This window comes from Nitratireductor sp. PBL-C9 (assembly GCF_050877045.1).
Lineage (GTDB): Bacteria > Pseudomonadota > Alphaproteobacteria > Rhizobiales > Rhizobiaceae > Nitratireductor > Nitratireductor aquimarinus.
Map to the genome: position 1 here is coordinate 181,996 of NZ_JBPAXW010000009.1, position 12,238 is coordinate 194,233.

Genomic DNA, 12,238 nt, shown 5'->3' on the forward strand with positions numbered 1-12,238 from the left:
GATAGCGCCGCCTTTCAGGCGGCATCAATCGGGCATAGTGGAAGCGGGCCGGCCACCGGTCTTGGACTATTGCGTCACGCTTTTGGCCGATGGCGTCGCCGCATGCAGGCGGTATTCGCCGGGCGGCACCCGGTAGCGGGCGCGGAACTGGCGGTTGAAATAGGACAGGTCGTTGAAGCCCGCGTCGAAAGCGATCGTCGAGATGCGGTCCGAGGTTCCCGCCGTCTCCTGCGCCATCAGCCGCTGGCACACATAGTCGAGCCGCGCGCCGATGAGACATTCCGACAGGGAGGAGCCGGCGGCCTGAAACCGGCGCTGCAGGGCGCGCAGGCTGACGCCCATGGCGGCTGCGACGTCTGCCGGCGTGCATTCGGGATCGCGGAAACGCTGCCGGATATAAGCCCGCGCCTTGGCCATGAGCAGTTCGTTGCTCGTCTCCGATGAGGGCAGGTCGCCTGCCTCCATGCCGCAGAGATAGGCCCCCATAAGGTTGAAGAAGGCCTCGCCGATGAAATGCTGTTGCGCGGCAGCTCCCTCGCCATCCACGATGCGGTCGATGGTGGCGCGCAGCGCCATGCCGATATCGGTGGAGCCGGGGATCGGACAGCCACCCAGCGCGCAGGTGCCGAAGCGATGGGCGAATTCGGCGCGGTTGAGGTGCACGGAATATTGCAGGCTGCCGCTGTCGCCATAGAGGAAGCGGGAGGGATAGGCGGAATCGATCATGATGAAGTCGCCGGGCGCAAGCCGTACATCGGCATCGCCCTGACGCATCACCGAATGGCCCGCCTTCTGCAGAACCAGAAACAGGTGCTCGGCGGAATCCTGCCTGATGCAGCGCCAGTCGCGGTTGATCCGGGCCGCACTGTTGCGCACCACGGCAACCGCCAGCGCCTGACGCTGTTTCAGTGTGATGATGCCGCGCATATCCCGTGCGCCGTCCGGCGGCGAAACCAGGAATTGCCCGCAAACATTGCGTACGCCAGCCTGGAAGGCGTCCAGCGGCGCCAGGCTGTTCGTCTCGTCAGACGGCATGTTTCTCCTCCCGCCGTCGCCTGCCATCGCATTGCGGGCAGGAAGCGGCGGGGGAAGCGTAGTCAGCTTTCAGCGGCTCGGCAAGGTGGGGTATGCACCGCCCCTGCCGTCCTCAGTTTTCCGCCGTGACGGTGTCTGCCTTGCGCACCGAGAACTGCCGGACGAAAACCGGTGCGGCGATGATGGCGCCGGCCAGCGTGGCGTAGAGATCCGGCGCGACGAACAGGATGGCGGAGAGCGCGAGCAGCAGCCGCTCATAGACGCGCAGCGGTGCAAACAGCCAGCTTGAGAACGCCGCCGACAGCATCCAGATGCCGAGCATCGCGCCGATGGTCGCCAGAAAGAACTCGTTCCAGGTAAAGCTGTCGGTGACCAGCAGCATGGAGGGCGAGAAGACGAAGACGAACGGCACCAGCGCCTTGCCCATGCCGAGCCGGAAGGCGGTGTTGCCGGCCTTGAAGGCGTTGGCCCCGGCGATGCCGGCTGCCGCATAGGCCGCCAGCGCCACCGGCGGGGTGATGTCTGCCAGAACGCCGAAATAGAACACGAAGAAATGCGCCACGATGGGCTCGACGCCGAGCAGGCTCAGAATGGGGGCCGCCACGGCGATCATGATCAGATAGTTCGCCGTGGTGGGGATGCCGCAGCCCATCAGAACGCAGACGATTGCGGTCATGATCAGGGTGAAGAGCAGGGTGAGCGTGCTCACGCTGAAGAGCTCGAACGGCAGGAAGGCGAGACTGTCGGCCACGCTCTGCGCCCAGCCGGCGGCAACGGATGTGACCATATAGGCGATCTTGAAGCCGACGCCGGTAAGCGTGACCACGCCGATGATGACGCCGACAAGGGCTGCGGCCGCCGTGACGGAGAGCGAGTATTTCGCACCGACAACGAACCCGTCCCACGTCTCGCGCACGCTTTCGCGGATCGCGGTCTTGATGTCGTGGCGGATGAAATTCTGGATGACGAGCACCAGAAGACAGGCGGAGATGCCCCAGAAGGCGGCGAGATAGGGCGTTTTGCCCGACAGGAGAATGGCCACCAGCACGAAGAGCGGCAGCGTGGTGAGCCAGCCGGCCTTGAAGACGGTCCAGGCGACGGGCAGCTCATCCCTGGTGAGGCCGCGCAGGCCGCGACGGCGGGCTTCCAGATGCACCTGCACCAGAACGCCGAAGAAGTGCATGAAGGCGGGCACGAGGGCAGCCGTCAGAATGGTGGTGAGCGGCACGCCCAGATATTCGATCATCAGGAAGGCGACGGCGCCCATGACCGGCGGGGTGATCTGACCGCCGGTGGAGCTTGCCGCTTCCACGGCGGCTGCGAAATGGCGCGGATAGCCGATGCGGATCATCGCCGGGATCGTCAGCGAGCCGGTGGTCACCGTATTGGCGATGGACGAGCCGGAGATCGAGCCGAGCATGGCGGAAGAAAGCACAGACACCTTGGCCGGGCCGCCGGAATAGCGTCCGGCAAGGGCCGAGGCGAGGTCGATGAAGAGCTGGCCGAGGCCGATGCGCGTCGCAAGAACGCCAAACAGCACGAAGTGGAACACATAGGTGGAGATGACGCCCAGCGCGGTTCCGTAAATGCCCTGGCTCGTCAGGTAGAGATGGTTGACGATGTTGCTCCAGCTCGCGCCCGGATGCGCCAGAATGCCGGGCATGGACTGGCCGAAATAGGCATAGGCGATGAAGAGCAGGGCGATGACCGGCAGGGGCCAGCCCATGGCGCGGCGCGTGGCCTCAAGCAGCACGACGATAAGCACCGTGCCCATGAACACGTCGATGGGCAGGGGATCGCCGACACGGAAGGCGAGATCGTTGAAGATCCACGGCACATAGAGCGCCGCCACTGCGCCCGCGATGGCGAGAACCCAGTCGATGACCGGCATGCCGAGCGGGTAGAGCAGGCCCTTACGCGGCTCGCGCGGCTGGTTCCAGGCGGCGAAGAAAACGAAGATCAGCGCCAGCGTGAAGGCCAGATGCACGCCGCGATGCGTGGTCGCCTGCGGAATGCCGAAACCGGCCGTGTAATAGTGATAGCAGGAGAGGACGAACAGCGCGCCGCCGGCGATCCAGCCGAGCAGTTCGGGCAGGGGTCTGAAACGGACTTCCGGATCATAGCGCTCTTCGAGCGCCTTCATCTGTTCTTCGGTCAGCGCTTCCGCGCGTTCGGATTCAGATGGATGGGCCATCCTGCAAAGCCTCTCTGGAAATCACGTTTGGTGCGCGCGTCGACGCCTGAAAAGACGGACCCGGCCCGTGGTGACAGGCCGAGTCCGTTTGCGTTGGCGATGCTTGCCGGCAGGGCTTAGTCGCCCAGCACACCCGCTTCGCGGTAGAACTTCTCGGCGCCCGGATGCAGCGGGATGCCGACGCCGTCAAGCGCGGTGTCGAGCGTGATCTGGCGGCCCTTCAGGTGGCCGGCGTCCAGAAGCTTGCGGCTGTTGTCGTTCCACAGCGCCTTGGTGATCTCGTAGACCATCTCTTCGGGCTGGTCTGCGCTGGTGATCCACTGTGCGCCGACGGAAAGCGTGGTGACGTCTTCACCCACGCCCTCATAGGTGCCGGCAGGAACCGTGTTGGCGGCAAAGAAGCCATGCTCGCCCGTCACCTTGGCTGCTTCGTCGCCGGAGATGGAGACGAGCGTGATGTCATGCTGGCTGGCGAGCTCGGCAATGGCGCCGGCGGGGAAACCGCCAACGAAGAAGAAGGCGTCCATTGCGCCGTCGCGCATGCGCTCGGCAGCCTGGTCGGGCTTCAGGTAATGGGCTTCCACGTCCTTCTCGGTAAGGCCGTAGGCATCGAGAATGATGCGGGCGTCAACCAGCGTGCCGGAGCCCGGCTCGTCGAGGGAGACGCGCTTGCCGGCCAGGTCATCGACGCTGTCGATGCCGCTGGACGCGCTGGCGACCAGGTGGATCGTCTCGGGATAGAGATTGGCGATGGCGCGCAGTTTTTCGACCGGATCACGCTCTTCCCAGATGCCCGTGCCGCTGTGCGCCCAGGTGGCGACATCCGACTGCGAGAAACCGGATTCCAGCGAACCGCCGGCAATGGCGTTCACATTGGCAACCGAACCATTGGCCGAAAGGGCGGTGGCGATCAGGCCGGGAACACCGCAGGAGCCGCCTTCCTCACAGGGGCGCGAGCCGGGCGGATTGGAGATGGCGTTGGCGATGAGGCCGCCGATCGGATAGTAGGTGCCGGCCGTGCCGCCGGTGCCGATGCGGAAAAACTGCGGCTGCTGGGCAAGCGCCACACCGCTCGCGGCGATGCCGCACAAGACTGCTCCAATAATCGCAAAACGCCGTCTGTTCACGGAAACCTCCCAAGAGATAAAAACAAGTAACGTAACGTGAGCTAGCATTCCTGCCGGTCAGCATCAATCTTTCAAGTGAGATGGTGGCAAGATACCATCACATTTATGCCTCAACTCTGTTATTCGGGTGCCTCGACAACGGAAAAACGGGCGCTTGGCAGATTAGCCAGCGCCGCTTGAAACGCTATTGGAGGCATCTTGGCCAAGTGCATTCACACCATGATCCGCGTTCTGGACGAGGCAAAATCGGTCGCTTTCTACAAGGAAGCGTTCGGCCTTAATATTGCGGACCGTCTCGATTTCGACAGCTTCACGCTGGTCTATCTGAGCAATGCGGAGACCGGCTTCGAGGTCGAGCTCACCATCAACAAGGATCAGACCGAGCCCTATGATCTGGGCAATGGTTATGGGCATCTGGCGGTTGTCGTCGATGATCTCGATGCCGAGCACGCCCGTTTCAAGGCGGCCGGTCTTGCGCCGCGCGACATTGTCGCCTTCGAGCGCGAGGGCACGCTTCTGGCGCGTTTCTTCTTCGTGCAGGACCCGGACGGCTACAAGATCGAAGTGCTGCAGAAGCACGGCCGCTTCCATTAACTGCCAGAGAAATTCCGGCAGAACCGGCAACCGGTTTTGCGTCTGGAATTTCTCGAGATCAGGGAAATGGAACGTTTCAGGCCCGTTTCACGACGAGGCTTGCATTGATGCCGCCGAAGGCGAAGGAGTTGCAGAGCGCAGCGTCCATCGTCGCCGGCCGGCGTTCATTGGGCACGGGGTCGAGCGGAATTTTCGGATCGGCCCCGAGCCAGTTGATCGTGGGGGGCGCGATCTGTTCGCGCAGGGCGGCGACGGTGACGATCAGCTCGATTGCGCCAGCCGCGCCGATGCAGTGCCCGTGAACGGGTTTGGTGGATGAGACCGGCAGGTCGGGAAGGCGTGCGCCGAACACGGTGCGCAGCGCCTCGGCTTCCGCAAGATCATTGTAGACCGTGCCCGTTCCATGGGCGTTCACATATCCGATGGCGTCGGGCGCGAGGTTGGCCGATTGCAGCGCCAGCTGCATGGCGCGGGCCGCGCCATCGGCATCGGGGCGCAGCATGTCGCGCGCATCGCTGGTGGTTCCATATCCGGCAAGCAGGGCGAGCGTTTCAGCGCCGCGCTCCCGCGCGCTTTCTTCAGCCTCAAGCACGAGAATGGCTGCGCCTTCGCCCAGCACCATGCCATCGCGGCGACGGGAAAAGGGGCGTGAAGCGACGGGCGTGAGAACGTGCAGCATTTCCCATGCGCGGAAAACGGCGGGCGTGAGCATGGCCTCCGATCCACCGACGATGACCCGGGCCAGCGCACCGGAACGGACTAGCTCGAAACCGAGGCCGATGGCCTGGGCCGATGAAGCGCAGGCGGTGGAGATGGTCAGTGCGGGGCCGGTCATGCCGTATTTCATCGAAAGAAGCGAGGCGGCGGCATTGGGCATGACTTTGGGCACGCTCATCGGCTCGGCGTCCACATCCTTCACATAGAATGCGCGGGCGTTGCGATCCGTGCTGACAGCGCCGCCAGCACCAGTGCCCAGCACAATGCCGCAGCGCTGGCCGAAGGCTTCGCCCGGCAGGTTCGCCTGACCGAACGCTTCCCGTGCCGCCAGAAGCGCCATGGCTGCAAAGCGGTCCGTGGTCGTGTTGGTGTGTTCCGCGATGCGCGCGTCCGTCGCCTCATCCAGCGCCGCAGCGATGTTGACGCGCGCCTTTTCCCGCCCCGGCAGATCGATGGTGCGAACGGCGGAGCGCCCGGCCGCTGCCGCGTTCCACAGCGTGTCCGCACCAATGCCCGCCGCCGTGACGGCGCCCATGCCGGTGATGGCAACCTGCCTTGTCATGTCAGCCGGCTTCGCTTGCGACGGGTTCCGCCAGCGCCTGATGCTCCATGATCCGGCTGGTGAGGAGGCCAAGCAGCTGATCGAGCGTTTCGACATCGGCGAAATCGCTGTCGACGGCGACATAGAGGTCGAAGGTTTCCTCGATGCTCATCAGAACAAGAACGAGATCGTGCGAGGCGATGCCGATCGTGTCGAGTGTGGCTTCGGGAATGAGGCGCTCCGGCGCGATCTCGCCCTCGCGGGCGATGATCCGTGTCAGTTCGGCCCTGATGGCGGTGCCTGTGTGCGGTGGTTTGCTCATGGTGCCTCGCGGGTCGTCTCAGCCAAGACTGTCTCTGCCCCAGATCACGCCGCCATCGGCCACAATGTCGGAGCCTGTGACGAAGGCGGATGCATCGGAAGCCAGGAAAAGCACGATCTCTGCGATGTCGCCGGGCTGGCCGAGATGCGGCAGCGCCTGACGGGAGACGAACACCTTGCCCAGCCCCTGCACGAAGCGCGCGCCGCGCGCCTCGCTTCCGGGAATGGCGGCGGCGTGAATGTCCGTCGACACGAAGCCCGGCGAGATCGAGTTCACGCGGATGCCATCCTTGCCGAATTCCGCCGCTGCGCAGCGTGTGAGATGCTGGAGCGCGGCCTTGCTGACCGAATAGGCGACGGATGATGCGCCGACACGGTGCCCGGCGATGGAGGCCATGTTGACGATGCTGCCGCCGGCCGGGCGCATCAGCGGCGCAAGCGCGGACATGGTGAGCCATGGCGCGCGCAGATGGACGGCGAGTGTGTGATCAAGCGCCTCGGGCGTGGTGTCTTCGACGCCCTGCGGGCTGCCCAGGCTGCCTGCATTGTTGACGAGGATATCCAGCCTCTCGAAGCGCTCGCGCACCGCTTTGGCGATGTGGTCGGCATGGTCCGGGGAAGCGGCGTCGGCGCGCAGAAAGGTTCCGCCCATGCGCTCCTGCGCCTGCCGGCCGCGGTCGGCATCGGTGCCGGTGAACAGCACGCTGGCCCCCGCCTCAAGCATGCGTTCGACCACAATGGCTCCGATGCCGCGCGTGCCGCCGGTGACGACGGCAAATTTGCCGTCGAGGTCGGCGAAGCTCGTCTTCTTGTCCGGCTTCATTGTGCTGCGGGCCGGCTTGGGTATGCGTGTGCTTCCTGTGTGGGCATTGCGCGCGTCGAAGCCTGTTCAGAACTGATAGTTCAGGCCAATCGTGACGTTGGGCGCGTTTTCTTTGTAGCCCGAGGGGCAGGAAAACCCGCCGGTGCAGAAATCGTAATCCTTCTCATTGGAGAAGCTGTAGACGAAACGACCGTCGAGCGACCAGTTGTCGGCAAACATGTATTCGACGCCCGCGCCCACAACGCCGCTGAGATGCGTTGCGCTGGAAGACGTGCCCACGGGGTCTGTGACCTTGACCCGCGCGACGCCGAGGCCGACCAGGCCATAGGGCATCCACTGGCCATAGGCGCGGCCGATCTTCACGCCGGTATAGGTGGCCCAGCGCGGATCGACGTCATAGGTGCCGAAGATCGGCACGTCTGCGTCTTCCTGCGGCTTGAGAAGCGGGACATTGGCGAAGACGCCGAGCACCCAGTTCTGGTCGACGGCAAAATTATAGCCGACTTCCACACCGCCAACCGCACCGCTCAGGTCCAGATCGTCGCCGCAAATGCCGTTGCAATACGTGTTCTCGATATTGCCCCAGTGATAGCCCAGCCATGCGCCGGCATAGAAACCCTGCCACTTCTCGGCTGGCGCTTCACCCGCCGAGGGAAAGGTGTCGGCGGCGTGGACACTGGTTGCGCCGACGGCGAGCAAAAGCGCAGTCGCGATGGTCAGTCGTTTCATGTACCCCCCCGGGGACCCCCTTGAACATTTTCCGGAGCCTTATCAAAAAACGGCCATGCAGGGTGTCTCACGGCTGTGCGCAGGGTCTCAAACGACACAAATGAACCGGCTTATCTGTCGGTTTCCTGATGGCGCTCCCGGAAATCCGAGGGGGTGAGGCCAGTGGCGGCGCGAAAGGCGCGGGCGAAGGCGGCGGCGTCGGCATAGCCGCAGCCATGGGCGATCTGCTTTACCGGCGTGTCGGGGCGATTGACGAGCTGTGTCGATGCAAGCTCGATGCGGGCGTTTCTGATGGCGTCGCCAACGGCCCGCCCATTGGCCGCGAAGACGCGGTAAAGGCGGGCCCGTGAGCAACCAATCGCGTCGGCGATTGCGGCTGCGGTGAGGTCGAGCTGGCTGGTTCTGGCGCGGATGTGGCGCAGCGCAGCGGTGAAGATCGCGCTGTCATGGGGCCTGTCCGGCTCCGCGTCCAGTGCGTCGCGTGTCCGGGAGAGTGCGCCGAGCGCGAGATCGGTGGCGACTTTCAGCGCCAGTTCGGCAGAGCGCCTGTCCATGCCGTCACCCTCACGGGCGATCATCTGCAAATGGGCTTCAAGAATGCGTGACAGGCCGTTTTGCGGAAGAAAGGCGAGGCCGTCTTTCAGGACGCCCGTTTCTTCTCCGGCAATGGCGGCAACCATGTCGCGCGGCAGCGTCATCCAGAGCGTTGCGTGTCCGTAGCTCTTCGTCCGAAAGGGTCTTGTGCCGTCCAGCGCGAGAAGTCCCGACGCGGCATCGACCACATGTCGGCGGTCGCCGGAGAGTTCAAGCTCGGCGCGGCCCGAAAGCGTGAGGTTGAGCAGCACGAAATCGCTTTCCGGCCTGGCGAAACGGGCATGGGTGTTGTCATTCGCGCCGAAGCCGAAAACGCATCCGTCCGGCGCCTGATAACGCATCAGCCTGGCCTTGAACTGGCGAATGCGGCTCTTGTCCGAAATGTCGAGTTCGACAAGGGGAAACAGGCTGCGCCAGAATTCGAAGCGCTGGTCGGGTCTCTGATCGAGGGTGGAGACGCTCGCAAAGGCGCTGCCGGGTGGTTGGTCGCCGGTTTCCTGCTCCCCTGTCATGCGCGCTCCCCCTGTCGGTAGTATTGCCTGCAGCCGACTACCTTGTTTCCCCTAGGAAAGGTGGAGGAGAGGCGGGTGTCAAGGTCGCGGATTTCACATGGTTTCCGGGGTTTTTTGATCTGTCTTTCTGTTTACATGTTTATAGGAAACATTTGAAGAAGACCTGGATTTTCAGGGTTTCTGGCCCTTCTTGAAAATAGAGACGCTGCCGTTTTTGAAGATCGTCTGTCGAAAAATACAAATTGTGCTTCCTCATGGTTCCGATCCGCTGCTAGCTTGCTTTGCCAATTAATAAAACTACGAGGATGCAATGAGATTGTCGGTTACGTATGCGTTGGCTGCGGCCTTGGCTATGGCGAGTGCGCCGCAGGCTCTGGCTGCGCCGCTTACGGAGGAACAGCGTGCGGAACTGGCCGGGCTGGTGCAGGACTACAGCCCGCGCATGAACGAGATCGCGACCCGGATGTGGGCCAATCCCGAGCTGGGATATCTCGAGGAGGAGACCTCCGGTCTGCTGATCGCGGAGCTGGAAGAAGCCGGCTTCGAAGTGGAGCGCAATGTCGGTGGCATTCCGACGGCTTTCATCGCCCGCAGCGGGTCCGATAGCGGCCCGGTGATCGCCATTCTGGCGGAGATGGATGCACTGCCGGGCATGTCGCAGGCGGCGGTGCCGCATGAGGAAGCGGCCGAGGGCGTTGAAAGCGGGCATGCCTGCGGCCATCACCTGTTCGGCGCGGGCTCGGTTGCGGCCGCCATTGCCGTTTCCAAATGGCTCAAGCAAAACGGTGTCGAAGGCCAGGTCCGGCTCTACGGTACACCGGCTGAGGAAGGCGGTTCGGGCAAGGTCTATATGGTGCGCGACGGCCTGTTTGACGATGTCGACGTGACGCTGCACTGGCACCCCTCCAGCACCAACCGCGCAGGGCAGGGCCGTTCGCTCGCCAATGTCAGCGCCAAGATCCGTTTCGAGGGCGAGTCCGCCCATGCGGCCATGTATCCCGAGCGGGGTCGTTCCGCACTCGACGGTGTCGAGGCCATGCATCACATGATCAACATGATGCGCGAGCACGTGCCGCAGGAAACCCGCATCCACTATGTGATCACCAATGGCGGCGCGGCCCCGAACGTGGTTCCGAATTCGGCGGAAAGCTATCTCTATGTGCGCCATCCCGATCCGGCCGTCGTGGCCGACGTGTTCGAGCGCATTCAGAAGGCTGCCGAAGGCGCAGCGCTTGGAACGGGCACGGAGTTCTCCGTCGAGCGTGTCGGCGGCGTCTACTCGGTTCTCCCCAATGACGTGCTCGGCAAGCTGATGGATCGCAATCTGCGCGCTGCCGCTCCGATCGCGTGGGACGCGGAGGAAACCGACTTCGCCACGAAGCTCCAGACCACGCTGCGCAAGAAGCCGGCCCTGAGCTCGGTGGCGGATGTGCAGGACTATTCCTTCGGCGGTCAGGGCTATTATTCCACCGATGTGGGCGATGTGAGCTGGGTTTCGCCGACCGTAGGCCTTGGAACGGCGACCTGGGTGCCGGGAACGGCCACGCATAGCTGGCAGGCCGTTGCGGCGGGTGGCATGTCCATCGGCCACAAGGGCACGCGCCTTGCCGCCGAAACGCTGGCGACGGCGGCGGCTGAACTGTTCCAGTCTCCCGACGTGATCGAGGCCGCGAAGGTCGAGTTCGAAAACGCGCGTGGCGAAGAATTCAGCTATTCGGCCCTGATCGGCGACCGCGAGCCGCCGCTGGATTACCGTCTGTCCAACTGATTGCCGGACCAATGCGTCGGCCCCACCCCCTCATGTGGGGCCGACGCGCCGGGCAACCTGAAAGGCCGGCTCAGGAGAGCCAGTTGAGATAGGGATCGACGCCGCCATTGCGGGCCGCGTGATAATCGTCGGCCCGTTCTTCCAGCTTTCCGGCCTCCGCGCAGACCTTTCCCAGAATTTCGGCAGCCAGTTCGGCCTGTCCCGGCTTCAGATTGCACGGATCGAGCTGGAAATAACCAAGCTCCACCTCGTGATTGCGCACGATGAGACGCGGTTCCTGCTCGCCCAGCGCGCGGGCGACTGTCGCTGCGCTCGCGCCAAGCTTTCGCGCATCGACATTGACCTGAAGACGCTCCAGCGGGTTGCCCGTGGGGTCCGGCACGATCACCGGGTCGATGCCGGGGAAGGCGGAGAGCGTTTTCTGCCAGAGCTCCAGCGCGGCGCGCTCCTGCCGGCGGATGCCCTCGTGATCGCGCTTCTGCCATTGTCTCAGAGCGGCAATGGCGCCGGCGATGCTTTCCTTGCCGACCTTCATCCCGCGCCCGATGCCCATGTTCTGAAGATAGGCGGCGCGCACCAGATCGCGCCGGCCCGCAATGAGGCCGGATGTGGGGCCGCCGAGGAATTTGTGGCCGGAATAGATCACGATGTCCGCACCCTGATCGATGAACCCGGTGAGGTCGTATTCCGAAGCGGCGTCTACGATGACGGGAACATTGGCGCGGTGGCAGATTTCTGCAAAGCGGGCGAACGGGATCTGCCCGTAATGGACCACATGGTGCGACACCACATAGAGGGCTGCCGCCGTCTTTTCGCTCAGCGCGCTTTCAAGCTGGTAGTCCATCACATGGGTCGACTGGCCGACGGGGCGCACGGTTGCGCCGGTCAGGTCCACGGCCTGCGAGACGGGTGCGCCATAGCCGCACAGATGACCAAGCTGAACGACGACTTCGTTCTTCTCGCCGGGATTTTTCGGAAGTGCTTCCACGCGGCCCGGGTTCAGGCCGGTCATGCTGGCGGCAATTGCAAGCGAGATGCCCGCACTTGCCGATGCCGTCACGCAGCCGGCTTCCGCGCCCGTCAGGTCGCAGATGGCACGGCTGGCATGCGCCTGCAACTCATGCATGTTGACGAATTCGCCCATGATGGCCGCCGTCTCGTCCTGCACGGCGGGGCTCGTGATCGAGCCGCCCAGGCTCGTCATGGTTCCCGATACATTGATCAGCCGGGAGCAATTGTGGGTGTCGTGCCAGGACCACATGCCGTCTGTCTCGCCTGCCATT

The 12,238-nt window shown here is 63.9% G+C and carries 11 protein-coding genes; 2 read left to right on the forward strand and 9 right to left on the reverse strand.

Annotated elements, in window-relative coordinates; genetic code table 11:
- Positions 1-66: 66 nt before the first annotated feature.
- The 3 genes from ACRTG1_RS19000 to ACRTG1_RS19010 all read right to left on the reverse strand — a co-directional run bounded on the left by ACRTG1_RS19000 (position 67) and on the right by ACRTG1_RS19010 (position 4,356).
- Positions 67-1,035, reverse strand: a complete 969-nt coding sequence (locus ACRTG1_RS19000) for a helix-turn-helix domain-containing protein (protein WP_206553883.1) — start codon at positions 1,033-1,035, stop codon at positions 67-69.
- 112 nt (positions 1,036-1,147) lie between these two features.
- Positions 1,148-3,229, reverse strand: coding sequence for a TRAP transporter permease (locus ACRTG1_RS19005; protein ID WP_432516835.1), 2,082 nt, complete (start codon positions 3,227-3,229; stop codon positions 1,148-1,150).
- 116 nt (positions 3,230-3,345) lie between these two features.
- On the reverse strand, positions 3,346-4,356 hold the full coding sequence (locus ACRTG1_RS19010; protein WP_206546160.1) for a TAXI family TRAP transporter solute-binding subunit: 1,011 nt from the start codon (positions 4,354-4,356) through the stop codon (positions 3,346-3,348).
- Positions 4,357-4,554: 198 nt separating this feature from the next.
- On the opposite strand from ACRTG1_RS19010, the gene ACRTG1_RS19015 reads away from it, so the two are divergent.
- Positions 4,555-4,950: a VOC family protein gene (locus ACRTG1_RS19015; RefSeq protein WP_432516836.1), complete on the forward strand. Its 396-nt coding sequence runs from the start codon at positions 4,555-4,557 to the stop codon at positions 4,948-4,950.
- Positions 4,951-5,026: 76 nt separating this feature from the next.
- On the opposite strand, the gene ACRTG1_RS19020 is transcribed toward ACRTG1_RS19015, so the two are convergent.
- The 5 genes from ACRTG1_RS19020 to ACRTG1_RS19040 all read right to left on the reverse strand — a co-directional run bounded on the left by ACRTG1_RS19020 (position 5,027) and on the right by ACRTG1_RS19040 (position 9,187).
- Positions 5,027-6,229 (reverse strand): beta-ketoacyl-[acyl-carrier-protein] synthase family protein, encoded by a 1,203-nt coding sequence (locus ACRTG1_RS19020; protein ID WP_432516837.1) that lies wholly within the window; start codon positions 6,227-6,229, stop codon positions 5,027-5,029.
- Position 6,230: 1 nt separating this feature from the next.
- Positions 6,231-6,530 carry a hypothetical protein gene (locus tag ACRTG1_RS19025; RefSeq protein WP_432516838.1) on the reverse strand — a complete coding sequence of 100 codons (300 nt, stop codon included), beginning with the start codon at positions 6,528-6,530 and terminating at the stop codon, positions 6,231-6,233.
- 18 nt (positions 6,531-6,548) lie between these two features.
- A complete protein-coding gene (locus ACRTG1_RS19030; protein ID WP_432516839.1) occupies positions 6,549-7,352 on the reverse strand; it encodes an SDR family NAD(P)-dependent oxidoreductase in 804 nt (267 codons plus the stop codon).
- A gap of 66 nt (positions 7,353-7,418) precedes the next feature.
- On the reverse strand, positions 7,419-8,081 hold the full coding sequence (locus ACRTG1_RS19035; RefSeq protein WP_299939141.1) for an outer membrane protein: 663 nt from the start codon (positions 8,079-8,081) through the stop codon (positions 7,419-7,421).
- Between the two features lie 110 nt (positions 8,082-8,191).
- Positions 8,192-9,187, reverse strand: coding sequence for an AraC family transcriptional regulator (locus tag ACRTG1_RS19040; protein ID WP_432516840.1), 996 nt, complete (start codon positions 9,185-9,187; stop codon positions 8,192-8,194).
- Between the two features lie 352 nt (positions 9,188-9,539).
- Between ACRTG1_RS19040 and ACRTG1_RS19045 the strand changes: the two genes are divergently transcribed.
- Positions 9,540-10,955 (forward strand): amidohydrolase, encoded by a 1,416-nt coding sequence (locus tag ACRTG1_RS19045; RefSeq protein WP_224924966.1) that lies wholly within the window; start codon positions 9,540-9,542, stop codon positions 10,953-10,955.
- Between the two features lie 70 nt (positions 10,956-11,025).
- On the opposite strand, the gene ACRTG1_RS19050 is transcribed toward ACRTG1_RS19045, so the two are convergent.
- Complete coding sequence (locus tag ACRTG1_RS19050) at positions 11,026-12,237, reverse strand: aminotransferase class V-fold PLP-dependent enzyme (protein ID WP_432516841.1); 1,212 nt, start codon at positions 12,235-12,237, stop codon at positions 11,026-11,028.
- Position 12,238: the final 1 nt, after the last annotated feature.